General features: G+C 62.6%; 16 protein-coding genes and 1 tRNA gene. 12 read left to right on the forward strand and 5 right to left on the reverse strand.

Annotated elements, in window-relative coordinates:
- Nucleotides 1-8: 8 nt before the first annotated feature.
- Nucleotides 9-707: a histidine utilization transcriptional repressor HutC gene (gene hutC, locus AC4PTT_RS03695; RefSeq protein ID WP_206548378.1), complete on the reverse strand. Its 699-nt coding sequence runs from the start codon at nucleotides 705-707 to the stop codon at nucleotides 9-11.
- Nucleotides 704-2,089 (reverse strand): formimidoylglutamate deiminase, encoded by a 1,386-nt coding sequence (locus AC4PTT_RS03700; RefSeq protein ID WP_492162123.1) that lies wholly within the window; start codon nucleotides 2,087-2,089, stop codon nucleotides 704-706. Before AC4PTT_RS03700 ends, hutC begins: the two co-directional genes overlap by 4 nt.
- A gap of 123 nt (nucleotides 2,090-2,212) precedes the next feature.
- On the opposite strand from AC4PTT_RS03700, the gene hutI reads away from it, so the two are divergent.
- The 10 genes from hutI to AC4PTT_RS03750 all read left to right on the forward strand — a co-directional run bounded on the left by hutI (nucleotide 2,213) and on the right by AC4PTT_RS03750 (nucleotide 15,185).
- Complete coding sequence (gene hutI / locus AC4PTT_RS03705; RefSeq protein ID WP_492162124.1) at nucleotides 2,213-3,421, forward strand: imidazolonepropionase; 1,209 nt, start codon at nucleotides 2,213-2,215, stop codon at nucleotides 3,419-3,421.
- Nucleotides 3,418-4,959 carry a histidine ammonia-lyase gene (gene hutH / locus AC4PTT_RS03710; RefSeq protein WP_317089356.1) on the forward strand — a complete coding sequence of 514 codons (1,542 nt, stop codon included), beginning with the start codon at nucleotides 3,418-3,420 and terminating at the stop codon, nucleotides 4,957-4,959. Before hutI ends, hutH begins: the two co-directional genes overlap by 4 nt.
- Nucleotides 4,960-5,128: 169 nt before the next feature.
- Nucleotides 5,129-5,932 carry an N-formylglutamate deformylase gene (hutG, locus tag AC4PTT_RS03715; RefSeq protein ID WP_206548374.1) on the forward strand — a complete coding sequence of 268 codons (804 nt, stop codon included), beginning with the start codon at nucleotides 5,129-5,131 and terminating at the stop codon, nucleotides 5,930-5,932.
- A gap of 3 nt (nucleotides 5,933-5,935) precedes the next feature.
- Nucleotides 5,936-7,609: a urocanate hydratase gene (hutU, locus tag AC4PTT_RS03720; protein WP_206546144.1), complete on the forward strand. Its 1,674-nt coding sequence runs from the start codon at nucleotides 5,936-5,938 to the stop codon at nucleotides 7,607-7,609.
- A gap of 27 nt (nucleotides 7,610-7,636) precedes the next feature.
- A complete protein-coding gene (locus AC4PTT_RS03725) occupies nucleotides 7,637-8,728 on the forward strand; it encodes a TRAP transporter substrate-binding protein (RefSeq protein ID WP_113153221.1) in 1,092 nt (363 codons plus the stop codon).
- A gap of 55 nt (nucleotides 8,729-8,783) precedes the next feature.
- A complete protein-coding gene (locus AC4PTT_RS03730; RefSeq protein ID WP_113153220.1) occupies nucleotides 8,784-9,293 on the forward strand; it encodes a TRAP transporter small permease subunit in 510 nt (169 codons plus the stop codon).
- Nucleotides 9,290-10,840, forward strand: a complete 1,551-nt coding sequence (locus AC4PTT_RS03735; RefSeq protein WP_206546145.1) for a TRAP transporter large permease — start codon at nucleotides 9,290-9,292, stop codon at nucleotides 10,838-10,840. Before AC4PTT_RS03730 ends, AC4PTT_RS03735 begins: the two co-directional genes overlap by 4 nt.
- Nucleotides 10,841-11,101: 261 nt before the next feature.
- The gene (cqsA, locus tag AC4PTT_RS03740; protein ID WP_492162125.1) at nucleotides 11,102-12,280 is read left to right on the forward strand and encodes an alpha-hydroxyketone-type quorum-sensing autoinducer synthase; all 1,179 of its coding nucleotides are present in this window, start codon (nucleotides 11,102-11,104) and stop codon (nucleotides 12,278-12,280) included.
- Between the two features lie 143 nt (nucleotides 12,281-12,423).
- The gene (dgcN, locus tag AC4PTT_RS03745; protein WP_206546147.1) at nucleotides 12,424-13,419 is read left to right on the forward strand and encodes an N-acetyltransferase DgcN; all 996 of its coding nucleotides are present in this window, start codon (nucleotides 12,424-12,426) and stop codon (nucleotides 13,417-13,419) included.
- Nucleotides 13,420-13,532: 113 nt separating this feature from the next.
- On the forward strand, nucleotides 13,533-15,185 hold the full coding sequence (locus AC4PTT_RS03750) for an alpha/beta hydrolase (protein ID WP_206546148.1): 1,653 nt from the start codon (nucleotides 13,533-13,535) through the stop codon (nucleotides 15,183-15,185).
- 85 nt (nucleotides 15,186-15,270) lie between these two features.
- Here AC4PTT_RS03750 and AC4PTT_RS03755 read toward each other — a convergent pair whose 3' ends face one another.
- On the reverse strand, nucleotides 15,271-16,071 hold the full coding sequence (locus AC4PTT_RS03755; RefSeq protein WP_492162126.1) for an FAD binding domain-containing protein: 801 nt from the start codon (nucleotides 16,069-16,071) through the stop codon (nucleotides 15,271-15,273).
- Nucleotides 16,072-16,086: 15 nt separating this feature from the next.
- Complete coding sequence (locus AC4PTT_RS03760; RefSeq protein WP_206548371.1) at nucleotides 16,087-16,575, reverse strand: (2Fe-2S)-binding protein; 489 nt, start codon at nucleotides 16,573-16,575, stop codon at nucleotides 16,087-16,089.
- A gap of 785 nt (nucleotides 16,576-17,360) precedes the next feature.
- Here AC4PTT_RS03760 and AC4PTT_RS03765 point away from each other — a divergent pair.
- Nucleotides 17,361-17,436, forward strand: a tRNA-Thr gene (locus AC4PTT_RS03765).
- Between the two features lie 89 nt (nucleotides 17,437-17,525).
- On the opposite strand, the gene AC4PTT_RS03770 is transcribed toward AC4PTT_RS03765, so the two are convergent.
- The gene (locus AC4PTT_RS03770; RefSeq protein WP_492162127.1) at nucleotides 17,526-18,230 is read right to left on the reverse strand and encodes an MOSC domain-containing protein; all 705 of its coding nucleotides are present in this window, start codon (nucleotides 18,228-18,230) and stop codon (nucleotides 17,526-17,528) included.
- Between the two features lie 286 nt (nucleotides 18,231-18,516).
- Here AC4PTT_RS03770 and AC4PTT_RS03775 point away from each other — a divergent pair, with 286 nt between their 5' ends.
- Nucleotides 18,517-19,335, forward strand: a complete 819-nt coding sequence (locus AC4PTT_RS03775; protein WP_206546150.1) for an IclR family transcriptional regulator — start codon at nucleotides 18,517-18,519, stop codon at nucleotides 19,333-19,335.
- The last annotated feature ends 20 nt before the right edge of the window (nucleotides 19,336-19,355 follow it).

A 19,355-nucleotide genomic window follows, 5' to 3' on the forward strand; every position in this document is an offset into this window, starting at 1 on the left:
GGGACGCCTCACAGATGTGTCACCATGCGGTGCGATGCGGGATGCACCAGATGAGCCAGCGTGATCGGCTCGCCCGCCATCCATGTGATGCGTTCGCCGATGAAGACCGGATCACCTTCCCGGATCTGCAGCAGGGATGCCTCGTCGGGGCTGGCGGCCGCCGCCATGAAGGTGAACTCCGCATTGGAGAAGGGGGCGTGGCCGACGAGCCATTCATTCGGCCCCATGGTCGCGAAATCAGCATCGCGGGCACCGGGAACCGTGTTCAGATTGATCCAGCGATCTTCGTACTGGTAGGGGACGCGGTCGGCCAGGTGCAGGCAGCGCACATGCATCATGTTGGACCTGGACAGGAGGCTGAGCCGGGCACAGATGACCTCCGGTGCATCGGTAATGTCAGCGCTCAGTAAGCGGTACTGATATTCCGAGCCGCGCGCTTCGATCTCCTGCCGGATGCGGGGGATGACGAAGCGCGCCTCGCGCACCGGATGAAGGGCGACGCGGGTGCCGGCGCGGCGCTTGCGTTCGAGAATGCCGGCGCGTGCAAGCTCCTGAAGCGCGCGGTTGACCGTCGCGCGCGCCGCCCCGAACTCCTCCGCCAGGGCTTCTTCGCCGGGGATCAGGGCTCCCGGCAGCCAGACCCGTTCTGCGATGCGTCGGGAGAGCTCGTCGCGGATGGTGCGGAATGAGGCGCGTTCGCTGGTCACAGCAACTCCATCAGTTTTCTGATCGTGCGCGTGTAGCGTGCGGCGATCGTTTCACGTTCGATGTGGCGGCCCTGACGGACACAGTGGCGTCCTGCCGACCACACTTCGGATACGGCGCCATTGTCGCCGGTAAAAAGCCAGCCGTCTAATACACCATCGTCGAATGCTGCACCTGCGAAATCGTCCTGATCGATTGCCACCAGATCGGCCCAGTGTCCCGGCTGGATCGCGCCGGAATCGCGGCCAAGGGCCTGAGCGCCGCCGGCAAGGGCTGCATCATAAAGCGTGCGGCCGCAGGACTGGCCGTGCGCAGCCAGAACCACGCGGGCCGTGTCGCGCAGGCGCTGGGAGTATTCGAACTGGCGCAGCTCTTCGGCAACGGTGATGCGGATGTTGGAATCGGAGCCGATGCCAAATGCACCGCCTGCCTGACGGTAGTGAAGCCCGTTGAAGATGCCGTCGCCCAGATTGGCCTCGGTGACGGGGCAAAGCCCGGCGACCGCTCCGGTGTCGGCCAGATTGCCGGTCTCCTCGTCGGTCATGTGGGTGCAGTGGATCAGGCACCAGCGCGCATCCACATCGCAATTGTCGAGCAGCCATTCAACCGGACGCTGGCCATAGGCCGCCAGAACCTCGTCGATCTCCGGCAATTGCTCGGCGATGTGCATGTGCAGCGGCGCATCGGGACGCATGGTCTGCGCTTCACGCAGATCATCCAGCCCCACCGCGCGCAGCGAGTGCGGCGCGACGCCAAGCCGGGCGTCGGTGGCGAGATTTCCAATGCATGCTTCAGCGCGTGAAAGCAGCTTCTGGAACCGGTCCAGATCGTTGCCGAAACGCTGCTGGCCGCCCTGCAGCGGTCGCTGGTCCACGCCGCCATGGCGGTAAAGAACGGGAAGGAGGGTGAGGCCGATGCCCGTCTGGTCCGCAGCGCCTGCGATACGCGCGGAAAGCTCGCCCACATCGTCATAGGCAACGCCGCCGGGCTGATGGTGGACGTAGTGGAACTCCGCGACGGCGGCAAAGCCCGCCTCCTGCATTTCCATGAAGGCGAAGGCGGCGACCGCCTCAATGTCTTCCGGCGAAAGCAGGTCGAGAAAGCGGTACATGATTTCGCGCCATGTCCAGAAACTGTCGCGCCCGGCCGGACCCCGCCGCTCGGCCAGCCCGGCCATGGCGCGCTGAAACGTGTGGCTGTGCAGGTTGGACATGGCGGGCAGGAGAACGGGAACGCGTATTGTCTTAGCATCCCCCGACTTGTCATCCGTGGGCGCGGCCCCGGCCGTCACGCTTTTGATGCGCCCCGCACTGGTGAGCTCCACAAGCACGTCCTTTTGCCAACCGCCTGGCGTGAGTGCATTCTGAGCAAAAATCGCTTGCATGAGGCGTTGTTCCCGGCTTAATTATGTCTATACATATAAGAATAATCGTAGACAAAAATTCTGTCTTAGGCAATATGCCCTGTATGGGGAGGCCTGCAGTGGGTAGGGAGGAATCTTCCTGTTATGAAGCAGAGTGTCATCAGCGGTATCCGCTTGGCGAGCATGTGCGAAGGCGGCGCGCCCTATGGGCTTGTCGAGGATGCGGGCATCGCCATCGAGGGTGATATGATTGTCTGGGCAGGTGCAATGAGCAACCTGCCGGAGCGTTTTTCCGGATGGGAGCGGACCGATTTCGGCGGTCGCCTCGCCACGCCGGCGCTCATCGACTGCCACACGCATCTGGTGTTTGGCGGCAATCGCGCCAGGGAATTCGAGATGCGGCTTGAAGGCGCGAGCTACGAAGAAGTGGCGCGGGCCGGCGGCGGTATCGTTTCGACCGTTTCTGCAACGCGTGGCCTGGACGAAGATGCGCTGGTCGAAGACGCGCTGAAGCGGCTCGATGCGCTTCTTGCCGAAGGCGTTGCGACGGTGGAGGTCAAATCCGGCTATGGGCTGACCGTCGAGGACGAGCTCAAGATGCTGCGCGCCGCGCGCCGTCTGGCAGAGCTGCGGCCCGTGCGGATCAAGACGAGCTATCTCGCCGCCCATGCGGTTCCTGCCGAATATCGCGGGCGTGAAGACGCCTATATCGACGCGGTGGTGCTGCCCGGCATGGATGCTGCCCATGCCGAAGGTCTGGTCGATGCGGTTGACGGGTTCTGCGAGGGCATTGCCTTCTCGCCGGCGCAGATGGCGCGCGTCTTCGACCGGGCGCGCGAACTCGGCCTGCCGGTGAAGCTGCATGCAGAGCAGCTTTCCAATCTGGGTGGCGCGAAGATGGCGGCCTCCTATGGCGCGCTTTCGGCGGATCATCTCGAATATCTGGACGAGGAAGGCGTTGCGGCGATGGCCGCTTCCGGAACGGTGGCCGTTCTCCTTCCGGGCGCATTTTACACGCTGCGCGAGACGCAGTATCCGCCGCTTGCGGCGCTGCGCAAACATGGCGTGCGGATTGCGGTCGCGACCGACTGCAATCCGGGTTCATCGCCGCTTGCCTCGCTCCTTCTGACCGTGAACATGGCCTGCACGCTGTTCCGCATGACGCCGGAAGAGGCGCTGGCGGGAGCCACGCGCGAAGGCGCGCGGGCGCTCGGGCTGGCCGAGGAAATCGGCACCATCGAGGCAGGCAAGCGCGCCGAGATCGCCATCTGGGATGTGGAGCATCCGGCCGAGCTTGCCTATCGCATCGGCTTCAACCCGCTCCATCGCCGCATTGCAGGAGATTTTGCATGACGCTTGTTCTGACCCCCGGTGCGGTCACGATCCAGGATCTGGAGCGTATCTGGCGTGATGGCGTTGCCGTGCGCGTTGATCCGGCCTGCTATCCCGGCATTGAGGCGGCTGCTGCGCGCATCGACCAGATCGCACGCGGCAATGAAGCGATCTATGGCGTCAACACCGGCTTTGGAAAGCTCGCCAGTGTGAGCATCCCGCCGCAGGATGTGGAGACGTTGCAGCGCAACCTCATTCTCTCGCATTGCTGCGGCGTTGGCGCGCCGCTTGACGAAGCCATTGTGCGGCTGATCATGTCGCTGAAACTGCTCTCGCTGGGCCGTGGCGCATCCGGCGTGCGCATGGAGGTGGTCAAGCTGATCGAGGAGATGCTGGCGCGCGGTGTCGTGCCGGTGATCCCGGAAAAGGGCTCGGTCGGTGCATCCGGCGACCTCGCGCCGCTCGCGCATATGGCGGCTGCCATGATGGGCGAGGGCGAGGCTTTCTTCGACGGCGCGCGGCTTTCCGGCGGCGAGGCGCTGCGCAGGGCCGGGCTTACGGCGGTCGTGCTGAAGGCCAAGGAAGGGCTGGCGCTGATCAACGGCACGCAGGTTTCCACCGCGCTGGCGCTGACCGGGCTGTTCCGGGCGCATCGCGCGGCGCGGTCGGCGCTCATCACCGGGGCCTTGTCGACCGATGCGGCAATGGGTTCTTCCGCGCCATTCCACCCCGAAATTCACACGCTTCGCGGCCATCAGGGCCAGATCGACACGGCGGCAGCACTGTGGGCGCTGCTTGAAGGCTCGCAGATCCGCGAAAGCCATCTGGAAGGCGATGAGCGGGTGCAGGACCCTTATTGCATCCGCTGCCAGCCGCAGGTGGATGGCGCGTGTCTCGATCTTCTGCGCCAGGCGGCGCGCACGCTGACCATCGAAGCCAATGCGGTGACCGACAATCCGCTGGTTCTCTCCGACGGGACGGTTGTTTCGGGCGGCAATTTCCACGCCGAACCGGTGGCGCTTGCCGCCGACCAGATTGCGCTCGCCATCTGTGAGATCGGCGCAATTGCGCAGCGGCGCATTGCGCTTCTGGTCGACCCGGCGCTGTCGTTTGGCCTGCCGGCGTTTCTGGCGAAGAAGCCGGGCCTGAATTCCGGCCTGATGATTGCCGAAGTGACCTCGGCTGCGCTGATGTCGGAAAACAAGCAGATGTCGCATCCGGCCTCCGTGGATTCGACGCCCACTTCCGCCAATCAGGAAGACCATGTGTCGATGGCCTGTCACGGCGCGCGGCGGCTCATTCCGATGACGGAGAACCTGTTCGGCATTATCGGCATTGAAGCCGTGACGGCGGCGCAGGGCGTCGATTTCCGCGCGCCGCTGAAAACGAGTGCGGAGCTTGCGCAGGCCCATGCGGCGATCCGCAACGCGGTGCCGGATCTGGAGGAAGACCGTTATCTGGCACCCGATCTGGAAAACGCCATCGCGCTCGTGCGCTCCGGCGATCTGAACGCCAGCATTCCCGAGAACATTCTGCCTGAGTTGAGGAGTGAGCCTTGATCGGGAGCGTGTCTTTTTTGGATGTGGCGACTGCCCCTCATCCGCCTGCCGGCACCTTCTCCCCGCTCGCGGGGAGAAGGACGATGGCCGCAACGTTGACGCCCCCCTCTCCCCGCCTGCGGGGAGAGGGTAAGGGTGAGGGGCGGACGCCAACACTGGAGATTTGCGCATGAACCCCGTCGAAGTGCATCAGGGCTCTTCGCCCGTCATTCTGGGGCTGCCGCACACGGGCACTTTTGTGCCGGAGGCGGTCAAGGCCCGGCTGAATGAACAGGGCCGGCTTCTGACCGATACGGACTGGCACGTGCATCGGCTCTATGACGGTCTGCTCGATGGTGTGACCACCGTGCGGGCGACCTTTCACCGCTATCTGATCGACGCCAATCGCGACCCTTCCGGCGAGAGCCTTTATCCGGGGCAGAACACGACCGGTCTGGTGCCGCTGACGGATTTCGACAACCGCCCGATCTGGCGCGAGGGAGAGGAGCCGACGGCTCAGGATGTAGCCGAGCGGCTTGATGCCTTTCACGCGCCCTATCATGCCGCGCTGGAGGCCGAGATCGCGCGGGTGAAGGCGCTGCATGGCGTGGCGATCCTCTATGACTGCCATTCCATCCGCTCGCATTGCCCGTTCCTGTTCGAAGGGCAGCTTCCCGATTTCAATATCGGGACCAATCACGGCGAGACCTGTGCGCGGGAAATCGAGCAGGCGACGGTTGATGTCTGTGCCGGTGCGGACGGGTTTTCCAGCGTGCTCAACGGCCGCTTTGTCGGCGGATGGACGACCAGGCATTACGGCCGGCCCGGGACCGGCGTGCATGGCATCCAGATGGAACTGGCGCAGGCGACGCATCTTCAGGGCGAGGCCGTGCCGTTTGACTATGACGAAGAAAAAGCGGCGCGCCTGCGACCGCATCTCAAAGCCATTCTGACGCGTCTTTCAAAGATCGCGCCATCCTTGAAGGGGAACTGAACCATGAGCAATCCGCGTCACAACATTCGCGAGGTGAGGGCGCCGCGCGGGACGGAGCTGAACGCCAGGGGCTGGATGACGGAAGCGCCGCTCAGGATGCTGATGAACAATCTCGATCCCGATGTTGCCGAAAACCCGAACGAGCTGGTCGTTTATGGCGGCATTGGCCGGGCGGCCCGCACCTGGGACGATTTCGACCGCATTGCCGCGACGCTGAAGACGCTTGATGAAGACGAGACGCTGCTCGTTCAGTCGGGCAAGCCGGTGGGCGTGTTCCGCACCCACAAGGATGCGCCGCGCGTTCTGATCGCCAATTCCAACCTGGTGCCGCACTGGGCCAACTGGGACCACTTCAACGAGCTCGATAAGAAGGGCCTGATGATGTACGGCCAGATGACGGCCGGCTCGTGGATCTATATCGGCTCGCAGGGCATCGTGCAGGGCACGTACGAAACCTTTGTGGAGGCAGGCCGGCAGCATTATGGCGGCGACCTTACGGGCAAGTGGATCCTGACCGCAGGGCTTGGCGGCATGGGCGGCGCGCAGCCGCTGGCGGCCGTCATGGCCGGTGCCTGCTGCCTCGCCATCGAGTGCGATGAGACGCGCATCGATTTCCGCCAGCGCACCCGCTACGTGGACGAGAAGGCGACCACCCTGGACGAGGCGCTGGAGATGATCGACCGCTGGACGAAGGCGGGCGAGGCGAAGTCCGTCGGCCTTGTGGGCAATGCGGCGGAGATTGTGCCCGAGCTGGTGCGGCGCGGCGTGAAGCCGGACATGGTGACGGATCAGACCTCCGCGCATGATCCGGTGAACGGCTACCTGCCCAAGGGCTGGACCGTGGCCGAGTGGCGCGAGAAGCGCGAGAGCGATCCGAAGGCCGTGGAGAAAGCGGCCCGTGCTTCGATGCGCGAGCATGTGGAGGCGATGGTCGACTTCTGGAACCAGGGCATTCCCACGCTCGACTATGGCAACAACATTCGCCAGGTGGCGCTCGAAGAGGGCTTTGAGAACGCTTTCGCCTTCCCCGGTTTCGTGCCGGCCTATATCCGCCCGCTGTTCTGCCGCGGCGTCGGCCCGTTCCGCTGGGCCGCACTTTCCGGCGATCCGGAAGATATCTACCGCACCGACGAGAAGGTGAAGGAGCTTCTGCCCGACAATGAGCATCTGCATCGCTGGCTCGACATGGCGCGCGACCGCATCGCGTTCCAGGGCCTGCCGGCGCGCATTTGCTGGGTCGGTCTGGGTGACCGGCACCGCCTTGGCCTCGCCTTCAACGAAATGGTTGCGAAGGGCGAGCTGAAGGCTCCGGTGGTGATCGGGCGCGATCATCTGGATTCGGGCTCGGTGGCGTCTCCCAACCGTGAAACCGAGGCCATGAAGGACGGTTCCGATGCCGTTTCCGACTGGCCGCTGCTCAACGCGCTCCTGAACTGCGCCTCCGGCGCGACCTGGGTTTCGCTGCATCATGGCGGCGGCGTGGGCATGGGCTTCTCGCAGCATTCGGGCATGGTGATCTGTGCCGATGGCACGGAAGATGCGGCGCGCCGCCTTGAGCGGGTGCTGTGGAACGATCCGGCGACAGGCGTGATGCGTCACGCCGATGCGGGCTACGACATTGCGCGCGACTGGGCGCAGGAAAAGGGCTTGCGGCTGCCGGCGATTCTTGGAAATTAATAACCGAACAATTCAGAGGGGTTTTCCATGAAAAGGCGTCAATTTCTAAAAGCGGCAGGTGTTGCCGGTGTGGCGACGGGCTTAGCGGCTCCGGCCATCGCACAGGACAAGATCACCTGGAAAATGGTCACGGCCTGGCCGAAGAACCTGCCCGGACCGGGCGTGGCGGCGCAGATGCTTGCCGACCGAATCACGGCTCTGTCCGGCGGCCGGCTGGAAGTGAAGCTTTACGCTGCCGGCGAGCTTGTGCCGGGCAATGGCGTGTTCGACGCGGTGTCGGAAGGCACGGCCGAACTCTACCACGCGGTTCCCTCCTACTGGGGCTCCAAGTCGCGCGGCATTCTGCTGTTCGGTTCGCAGCCTTTCGGTCTGCGCGCTGACGAGCAGCTGGGCTGGCTCGTGCATGGCGGCGGACAGGCGCTTTACGACGAAATGTATGGCCGTTTCGGGCTGAAGCCGTTCCTTTGCGGCAATTCCGGTCCGCAGTGGCAGGGTTGGTTCCGCAACGAGATCAACTCGGTCGACGATCTGAAGGGCCTGCGCTTCCGCACCACGGGTCTTGCGTCTGAAATGTGCGCCAAGCTGGGCATGGCCGTTCAGGCCATGGGCGGCGGCGACATGTTCCAGGGCCTGCAGTCCGGAACGATCGACGCCGGTGAGTTCATCGGTCCGTGGACGGATTCGGCGCTGGGCTTCTACCAGGTAGCCAAGAACTACTATTGGCCGGGTGTCGGCGAGCCGTCTTCGGCCGAGGAGTGTGCGGTGAACAAGGCGGCCTATGACGCGCTGCCGGAAGATCTGCAGCAGGCCGTCGCCTATGCCTGTGAATCGCTCTACAATCCGGTCTGGACCGAATACACGACCAAGCATGCCGCAGCGCTGAAACAGCTCGTGGCAGAGCAGGACGTGCAGGTGAAGAAGCTGCCGGATGACGTGATCGTCGCCATGGGCAATGCCGCAGGCGAAGTGATCGCGGAACTGCGCGAAGACGATGACGAGCTGGTCAAGCGCATCGTCGAGAGCTTCCTCGGTTACCGCGAAGGCATCGCCGAATACATGGTCTACGCAGACAACGGGCAGATGAACGCCCGTGCGATGGACTACAAATACGGCGGCTGACAACACGACCGGGCCGGGCTCGCGCTCGGCCCGTTTCTTTCGGGGAACGCTCGGCATGCTTGAGCTTGCGGACAAACTTGACCGGATCAACCGGGCAGTGGGCGCTGTTGTGCGCTGGCTGGCGCTGGCCATGGTGCTGGTGCAATTCGGCACGGTGGTGCTGCGCTATGTCTATGGCGTCAGCTTCATCTTCATGAACGAGACCGTTCTCTACCTGCACGCAGCACTGTTCATGCTGGCCGGAGGCTACACGCTTCTGGTCGACGGGCATGTGCGCGTGGACATTTTCTACGGGCTGTTCGGCCCGCGTGGCAGGGCGCGTATCGATATTTTCGGTGCGCTGTGCTTCCTGATGCCGTCCATGTTCATGATCGCCTGGTTCTCCTGGCCTTCCGTGCGCAATTCCTGGTCGATCATGGAAGGAGCCATCTCGGTGGGTGGCATTCCCGCCTCCTTCCTGCTCAAATCGTTGATCCCCGCCTTCTGTGCGCTGCTCATCATCCAGGGCCTTGCCTGCATCCTGCGCGATCTCGCGCGTCTTCGTGAAGAAGCCCCCGCCGCATGACCTTACCGCTCGACATCCTCATGTTTGCGGCGCTGATCGTCGCCATTCTGATCGGCTATCCCGTTTCCTTCATGCTGGCGGGCACGGCGGCGCTGTTCGCCTTTCTTGGATGGATGACAGGCCAGTTCGATGTCGGGCTTCTGGGCGCGCTCGGGCAGCGGGTTTTCGGAACCCTCACCAATGAGGTTCTGATCGCCATTCCGCTGTTCGTTTTCATGGGCGTGGTGCTGGAAAAGAGCCGCATCGCGGAAGAGCTTCTGGAGACGATGGGCCGTCTCTTCGGCGGCATACGCGGCGGTCTCGGCGTTTCCGTCGTGCTGGTCGGTGCGCTTCTGGCGGCCTCGACCGGCATTGTGGGCGCAACCGTGGTGGCGATGGGCCTGATCGCGCTGCCGACCATGGTGCGCAATGGCTATGATCCGAAGCTTGCTTCCGGCGTGGTTTGCACCTCCGGTACGCTGGGCCAGATCATTCCGCCCTCGACGCTGCTCATCATCCTCTCCGACGTGATGTCGACCGCCTATCAGCAGGCGCAGTATGAGCAGGGCAAATTCACCATCGAGACGATCTCCGTCGGTCAGGTTTTCGCCGCAGCGCTTCTGCCAGGCCTGACGCTTGTGGCGGTCTACATCGCCTATCTGATGACGCGGGCAGCCCTGAAGCCGGACAGCGCTCCGGCGCTGGTTGCGGCCGGCGACCGGCCGAGCAGGCAGGAGGTGCAGCGCGCCGTTCTGCCGCCGGTTCTGCTCATCGTTGCCGTTCTGGGCTCCATCCTCGGCGGCATTGCAACGCCAAGCGAGGCGGCAAGCGTGGGCGCCATTGGCGCATTGCTACTCGCCGGTGTGCGCAGCGAAGGAAATGGCCGTCTGATCGTTCTGGGCGCGGCGGCGCTGGGTGCGGTCGCGGTGCTGGCCGGTATCTTTCCGGTGCGCCTGCAGCGCAGCGATGTGGGCCTCTTCGAATGGCTCATCGCGGGGCTGACAACCGGGCTTCTGGCGCTCGGCGTCCTCGCCATCGTCATTTCCATCGGCAAGGCGCGCCAGCGCGGCATTCTCACGCCGATTGTCACCAACACGATGACGGTGACGGCAATGATCTTCGCCACCATTCTCACGGCCAGCGTGTTCTCGCTCGTGTTCCGTGGACTGGGTGGTGATGCGCGGGTCGAGGACATCCTGCACTCCATGCCCGGCGGTCCGCAGGGGGCGCTCATCTTTGTGATGGCGATGATCTTCGTGCTCGGCTTTTTCCTCGATTTCGTGGAAATCTCGGTGATCGTCCTGCCACTGGTCGCTCCCATTCTGATCCTGATGGGACATGACCCGCTCTGGCTCGCGATCCTGATCGCGATCAACCTGCAGACGTCATTCCTGACGCCGCCCTTCGGGTTCTCGCTGTTCTATCTGCGCGCGGCTGCGCCAAAGGAAATCACGACGGGACAGATCTATCGCGGCGTCATTCCCTTCATCATTCTGCAGCTCGTGGGCATGGGCGTTATCTGGCTTCTGCCGTCGATTTCCACATGGCTTCCGGCGCAGATATTCTGACGCGAATATCTGCTTTTATTTATCTTAATGATTGTATTAATGCTGCGCGTATAAGTAGAGAATTTATGTAAAGCGTCGGTTACAATTCTATTTTATTCAGAATTGAAATCCCTTCGTCATATACATATGCTGATACTGTTTTTGTAGATGAAGCCCTAATATTGTTGCTTATAAGCCTTTCAGAATGGGGGGCGCTGCTGCACGGCGCTGCGATTTCATGGCGCGACCGGGGCTCGCGAAACTGTTTTGGAGAATTTGCTTATGGCCGAGCTCGCTGCGTGTCCCAAAGAACAGCTGCGTGAACGCGAAGACGCGTTCCATATCCAGCGTGTGGAGCGATTATGGAGCGGGGGCCATCTCCTGAGGGGGCGCGAGCCGGGCAGGGGCGACCTCCAGCTCATGAGCAATGATTATCTTTGCATCCAGAACGAGCCAGCGCTGAGAGAAGCGCAGGCCGAGGCCCTTCTGCACAGCAAGACCGATCTGCTGATGTCGAGCATCTTCACCATGAAGGGCAGTCCGATGCAGCAGCTGGAGGCGGCATTCGCCGATTACATGCAGGGCGAAGAGGCGATCATCTGCCAGTCGGGCTTCACCGCCAATGTGGGGCTGCTTCAGTCCATCGCGAGCCCTTCGGTTCCAGTCTATCTGGACATGAATGCGCATGCGTCCCTTTGGGAAGGGGTGAAGGCAGCGGGCGCGCGGGGCATTCCCTTTCGCCACAACAACCCGGACCATGCCGAGCGCCTGATCCGGCGGTATGGGCCTGGGGTGCTGGTGGTCGACACGGTTTACAGCACGGATGGAAGCCTCTGCCCGCTGGCCGCAATCGTGGATGTCGCAACGCGCACGGGCTGTGTTCTCGTTGTCGATGAATCCCATTCGCTTGGCACGCACGGTCCTGGTGGTGCGGGGCTTGCCGTGGCGCTGGGACTGGCAGACCGGATCGACTTTCGCACGGCCTCTCTGGCCAAGACGTTTGCCGGCCGCGCCGGACTGATTGTCTGCTCACGCCGCTTCAAGGAGTATTTTCGCATGGAGTCCAACCCCGCGATCTTCAGCTCCGGGCTGCTGGAGCATGAGTATGTCTGGTTCCTGGAAGCGCTGGCGCTGATCCGCAGGGCTGATGATCGCCGCGAGCGCCTGCGCGAGGTGTCGGACATCGTGCGCTGGCGGCTGGACGAGCTAGGCTTCGATGTGGGCGGCGGCACGGAGCAGATCATCGCGATTGAGAGCGGCAATGAGCCGGACACGCTGAAAATGCGCGATGCGCTGCAGGGATCGGGCGTGTTCGGCGCGGTTTTCTGCCCGCCGGCGACGCCGCGCAACCACTGCCTGGTGCGATTATCGGTTCATTCGGGACTGACGGATGAGGAACTCGACACGCTGACGACGCGCTGTGCAGACGCGTTGAAGTTGCTGAAAGAAGTGATGGCATAGGCGCTTTCAGGTGCGGCGCGCTCTGGCTCAATCGTTGTGGCGGCGGTTGATCCAGAGGGCTCTGGTTGCCGAACCACAGCTTGACAAGCGGGGCTTTCATCATTGATGAGCCGATAAACCAATTATAAGGGAGCGACCCACCGATGCTGAAAACGCCCTATCTGCTGTTTCTTGGAGATGCGCCGGACGCGCTGACCGCAAAGGTCGCGCAAGGCATCAAGGACTGGCGACCCGAGTTTTGCGTGGGGCAGTTGCGCCTTGAGGGGTGCAAGGCTGATCTGGGTCTCAAGGACATGACCATTGCGGAAGCCCGGGAAGCCGGTGCGCAGACGCTGGTTGTGGGCGCTGCCAACCGCGGTGGTGTGATCTCGCAGAGCTGGGTCGCGACGCTGGTGGAAGCTGCCGAAGCGGGCATGGACATCGCCTCCGGTCTGCACAATCGCCTGACGGCGCAGCCCGCCCTTGTGGCGGCGGCCGAAAAGGCCGGCACGCATCTTTATGACGTGCGTGTGCCGCAGGAAGAATACCCGATTGCCGATGGCAAGAGGCGCGCGGGCAAGCGCTGCCTGGCCGTGGGCACCGACTGCTCGGTCGGCAAGATGTACACCGCGCTCGCCATGGAGCGCGAGATGCACAAGCGCGAGATGAAGGCCTCGTTCCGCGCAACCGGCCAGACCGGTATTCTGATCACCGGTTCCGGGGTGCCGCTCGACGCGGTCGTTGCCGATTTCATGGCCGGTTCCGTGGAGCACATCACGCCTGACAATGACGCCGATCACTGGGATCTGATCGAAGGGCAGGGCAGCCTGTTCCATCCCTCCTTCTCCGGCGTGACGATGGCGCTGATCCATGGCGGTCAGCCGGACGCGCTGGTGCTGTGCCACGAGCCGACCCGCACCCACATGCGCGGCCTGCCGCACTATCAGCTGCCCACGCTTGAGGCGCTGCGCGACCTGTCTCTGGAAACCGCGCGCGTGGTCAATCCGGACGTCAAGGTGGTGGGCATCTCGGTCAACACCGCTGCCCTCAACGATGCGGAGGCGAAAGCCTGCCTCGAGGAAATCGAGAGCCGCATGGGGCTGCCGACCATCGATCCGTTCCGCCAGGGTGCTGGCCGTCTGGTCGACGCGCTGGACTGATCCTGACCGATCTTTAACGACGTGGCAGACAGGGCTGTTGCCTTGCCTGCCATGACGCTTCACTGTGGCCATCCCGATGCCATGCACGGGATTGGTGAGACAGTGGGGCAGACATGACCGATACCTTGGAGCAGGGCGACGTGCGCGTCTGGCATTCATTCTCCGTTCTGGGGCTTTGCCTTGGAACACTGCTTTTCGCAGCATCGCTTACGCCCACCCTGCTGCCGCGGGACTTTCTGCTGCAGGGTGTTCTGTCTGGCGTTTCGGCAGCGGTTGGCTATGGGCTGGGCGTTTTCTGCGTCTGGCTGTGGCGTTATCTGGAACTGCCGGAGCCGCCGCGCCGTCCGCGCATTTATGGCAAATTCGCCATGGCCGCGCTGTGCGTGGCTGTCGCCATCTTCTTCCTCTGGAAAGCGGCCGAATGGCAGAATTCCATTCGTGCGCTGATGCAGCTTGAGCCGGTTGATACCGCGCATCCCTTCAAGGTGGGCGGCATCGCGCTGGTTCTGTTCCTTCTATTTGTCGTGATGGGGCGTGGCATCGGGCGTGCTTTCACCTTCATTTCAGGCCGGCTGAAGCCTTATGTGCCGCGCCGCGTGGCCAATGTGATCGGCATTGTCATTGTCGGTCTCGTGCTGGCATCGCTGGTCGACCGCGTGCTGCTGCGCTATGCGCTGCGGGTTGCCGATTCCGCCTATGCGGAGCTCGATGCGCTGTTTGAGGACGGTATCGAGCAGCCTGAAAGCGGGCTGCGCACGGGCGGGCCGGGATCGTTGATCCCATGGGACACGCTGGGGCGTACGGGACGTCAGTTCGTTGTCGGCGGTGACAGCAGGGAAGCGATTGCTGCGTTTACCGGTCGCGAGGCGCTGGAGCCGATGCGCGTTTACGTGGGGCTGCGTTCGGCGGAGACTGCAGATGAGCGCGCCGAGCTGGCGCTGGAAGAGCTGAAGCGGATCGGCGCATTCGAGCGCAAGGTCATGGCGGTGGTGGCGCCCACCGGCACCGGCTGGATCGACCCGGAAGCGAGCGTGACACTGGAATATCTGCATGGCGGCGACACGGTGATGGTCGCGCAGCAATATTCTTACCTCACGAGCTGGCTTTCGCTGCTGATCGAGCCGAGCTACGGGGCGGAAGCTGCGCATGCGCTGTTCCGCAAGGTCTATGGTCACTGGACCACGCTGCCGAAAGACGATCGGCCGGAGCTTTATCTCTACGGTCTGAGCCTTGGCGCACTGAGTTCGGAGCAGTCGACCGAGATCTACAACATTCTGGCGGATCCCTTCCAGGGTGCGCTTTGGGCCGGGCCGCCCTTCAACAGCCGCCTGTGGAGCAATTTCACCCGCGACCGCAACCCCGGCACGCCGGCCTGGCTGCCGCGTCTGGGGGATGGATCCGTGGTGCGCTTCACGGCGCAGAAGAATTCGCTCGACATTCCCGGCGCAAAGTGGGGTCCGCTGCGGATCGTCTATCTGCAATATGCGAGCGACCCGGTCGTCTTCTTCGATCCGCTCGCCTGGTATCGGCGACCGGCATGGCTGGTGGGGGAGCGCGGGCCTGACGTTTCGCCGGACCTGCGCTGGTATCCGATCGTCACCTTCCTGCAACTTGCGCTGGACATGGCGATGGCGACCACGGCGCCCATCGGATACGGGCATCTCTATGCTCCGCAGCATTATATCGATGCGTGGGTGGCCGTGACCCAGCCGGAAGGCTGGTCGCCGGCGGAGATCGAGCGTCTCAAGGAAAAGCTGAAGAAGTAGGCCCTGGAGCACTTCCAGGAAAAGCGGGAGCGCTCCAGCTGCGGGCCTGCGGACAGGCCCGCGCTTTATCGCGTGCGCTGGAGGATCAGCTCGTGGCCATTACAACGGCGCGCTTGGCCATGGCAACGACCAGGCTGGCACGGTATTCGGCCGATGCGTGGATGTCTGTCATCAGATCATCCGCAGGGACGGCCACGGCCTCGAGCGCCGATGCGCTGAACTCGGCGGCGAGTGCGGCTTCTAGTTCGGCGCTGCGGAAAACGCCGTCATCGCCGGCCCCCGTTACGGCCACACGGACCGCGCCGCCATCCACGGCAACGAAGACACCGGCCATCGCATAGCGCGAAGCGGGGTTCGGGAACTTGGCGTAGCCGGCCTTTTCCAGCGCGTCGAAGCGCACGGCGGTGATGATCTCGTCTTCTTCCAGCGCCGTCTCAAACAGGCCGGTGAAGAAGTCTTCGGCGGCGATTTCGCGGGTGCTGGTGACGATGGTGGCGGCAAGCGCCAGCATGGCGGCGGGGTAGTCTGCCGCCGGATCATTGTTGGCGAGCGAGCCGCCAATCGTGCCCATATGGCGCACCTGCGGATCGCCGATGAGACCGGCCAGATGGCAGAGCGCCGGGCAGGCGGCTACGATGTCGGCGCTGGCGGCGACCTCGGCATGGGTGACGCCCGCACCGATGGTGACGGTCTTGCCGGAAACGGAAATCGCCTTCAGATCGGCGATATGGCGCAGGTCCACGAGGTCGGACGGAGCGGCGAGCCGCGTCTTCATGGCCGGGATGAGGGTCTGGCCGCCGGCGATGAACTTGCCGTCTTCCGCCGCCTTGAACAGCTTGAGGGCTTCTTCGAGGGAGCCGGCGCGGTGATAATTGACGTCATACATGGTCGCTCTCCTCGCTCAGGCGGCTTTCGTGGAACCGGTCTTGACCGCTTCGGAAGCGGCCATGATGGCCTTGACGATGTTGTGGTAGCCGGTGCAGCGGCAGATATTGCCTTCAAGCTCTTCGCGCACGGTTCCCTCGTCGAGCCCTTCCGGGTGGCGGCGAATCATGTCCGTGGCGGCCATGATCATGCCGGGCGTGCAGAAACCGCACTGAAGGCCGTGATGCTCCTTGAACGCGGCCTGCACCGGATGCAGCACATCGCCTTCGGCAAGTCCTTCGATGGTGGTGATCTCCGCGCCTTCGGCCTGCACGGCGAGAAGGGAGCATGCCTTGACTGATTTTCCGTCCAGATGGATCGTGCAGGCGCCGCATTGCGAGGTGTCGCAGCCCACATGGGTGCCGGTCAGCCCCAGCGTATCGCGCAGGAACTGAACGAGCAGGGTTCGACCTTCGACGCTGCCCGAGACCTTCTGTCCGTTCACCGTCATTGTCACATTCGTCATGGGTACCTGCCTACTGGAATTTTCGGTGGCTATTGTGATGATCGCCAACTTAGCGAATGCAGCAGCGGTGTCCATGCCTGCCGTGTGAAAGAAGGGGCCGGACGCCGCTGCCACGGGTGCTTTCTACTGGCTGTGCTCCCCGCCGTTTCCGTGGATTTGCGCGGGAGGTCTGCGGCTTTCGGTCAGCGTCCTCTTCGGGTGTAGTCTACACCTGATCTTGTTGACGGTTGCGCCGCCTGACGGGAACTTTTTCCTGTCGGTCAGGTGGATGTAGGTCACCACATGGGCACGCCATGGTGTGTCGGTTCTCACATGCGTGAGGTAACTGTTGGTCCTGCACTGATACGCATTTGCGTCGGCATTCACGGGCAGAAACGCCGCTGCAGCAATTACAATTGGTGCAAAATTTTTCATAGTATATTCCTCCAATGCGCAACTTAAAAGTCATATATATTTGTTTATCAAGTAATTTGTATTTATATTTAAAATGATTTACTGAATTATTGTTTTCTAATTATCGAATCTACATGGCTTGTTTTAGGTTGCTCTGATTGTGCCATTTCCGCTTGATCTCCTGGGAGATTGCCGCTATCAGGACGCCGCTTGCTGCCTTGGTGATTGCGGACCGAAAATGTCCCTCTCCAAACGGCGTTCTAGCTCGACAATTGGGTTGCGAAAGCTCGCAGAGGCGGGTATGTGCACTGGGAAAGTGCTTCGCGCCGCAATTGTCCAGAGCGGATGGCGAAGCAAGCTGGTCATGGCGGGGTTCCGACCATGGCGAAAGGGCCGCTTTAGCTCAGTTGGTAGAGCATCGCATTCGTAATGCGGAGGTCGTCAGTTCGAGTCTGACAAGCGGCACCACTCTCTCTCTCTCTCTCCACTCTGGAAGATGACCACCCGGGCTTGAGTGCGCGCCCCGCGTGCTGTCGGAGCGTGCGTGTTCGTGTTCCTCAGTCGACTTTGTCGCCCTGCAGGCGGCGGTTCCAGCTCTCGACCTTGCCGGATTCAAGGCGTCGCTGCGCATAGCGCCGCCAGCCATCGGGCAGCTTCTCCAGCGCCGCCATCTCTTCCAGCTCGCTGCGGTCGAGCGTCTTGACGTAGAGCGTCTGCCAGAGCCGTTTCAGCGGCCATTCGGGCAGGGGGCGTTCGATCCGTTCAAGCGCGTCGCCCGGCGCTACCTGACCTTCCTGCAAGACCCGGTAATACCAGCCGGTGCGGCCGCTTTTCTGTACCCTGAGCGCCATGTCCCTGACGCCGAAGCGGCTGTTCAGCTTCCAGCATGGCTGCCGTCCCTGGGATACTTCAAGAATGGCGTTGCCGAGGCGAAACACATCGCCCAGCGCCACGGTTTCTTCATTGAGGCCAAGGGTTGAGAGATTTTCGCCAAACGCGCCGGGGCTGTCGAGAAGGGTGTTGTCACCGATCTCTTCCCGCCAGGCGTCATAGTGATCGCGGGGATAGTGGTGAACGGCCTTATCGGGGCCGCCATGATGTTTGGTGTCTGCCTGATTGTCGCCGATGAAGCCGGTGTGGCTGAGGAAAAGAGCCCTTTCGACGGGCTTCTTGTCGATGCCGCTTGGCGCCTGCTTCTCTCCAAGCGGCGCGATTTCGCCGATCAGGAGGGCTTTCAGTGGGGTGTTTGTCGCGTGGGGCACGTGGTTGCCTCCTGAGTTTGGTGTCCTGAAGCATCGGATCGAAAAGATGTGCTTCAGGTCCGGTCAGTACATAGAGGCGGAAGAGGCCGGCGTTGTGAGCCAGTTTAGGGTTTCATGTGAACTAGCGTGTTGACGCAGTGTTTCAGAACTAAACCCGGTTTTGAAATTGCAGTTTGCCATAGAATGTTTGCGATAAACGCATGTTTATCGTTGCCTGTGGAGCCTCAGTGTTGCTAGTTTTGGTTCCCTTTTTCCGAAGGGTTCAACATCACACCAAGGGGGGAGAATGGCAGGCGCGGGTATACTCAAGCGGCAAGGGCGCAAGACGCCGCCTGTTTCAACCGCGCTGTCCCGGGGACTGCGCCTTCTCTCCGTTTTTGCCGAAGCGCCCGTCTGGATGAGCAATTCCGACATTGTCGAGCGCACGCATCTGCCGGCTGCTACCGTTGCACGATTGACCAAATCCCTCGCGTTGATGGGGCTTTTGCATTACAGCGCCAGCCGTCGTCGCTTTCGCTTGGCTCCTGGGGTTGTGCGGCTTGGATATGGTGCGCGCAGCGAAGCGCAGATCGTCGAGCTGACGCGCCCCTATCTGCAGGAGATTGCGGACAATTTTCGGGTTCACACCGCTCTTGCCGTAATCGACGGCACCGACGCGCTGCATCTGGAAGTGTGCCACAGCAGCGCCACGCTGGTCACCTTACGCCTGGAGGCCGGCTCGCGCATTCCGCTTGCCGCCTCGCCCATCGGCCACGCGCTGATTTCCTGTCTTGAAGAAACACAGCTTGGACACCTGATGGCGGCTTTAGAGCGGCATCACGGTGGGGACTGGTCGCACCTGGCGCAGCATGTCGAGCAGGGGCTCTCGGAGATAGAGGAGCAGGGCTTTGCGCTGTCGCTGGGCAACTGGCATGAAGATGTGCATGGCGTGGCGGTGCCACTGCGACCTTCGGGCCAGCTGAACGCCATGTCTATCGCCTGCGGTGCGCCCCGCGCCCATACGCCACCATCGCGTCTCAGGGAGCTGGGGCAGGAACTCCTGCATCTGTCTGCTGCCTTATCGACCCGCGCCCAGAACACCCAGTTTCACCAGCACGCCGTCTGAGGCGAGGCCCTGCCGACGTC

The organism is Nitratireductor sp. WH36-1, assembly GCF_058725515.1.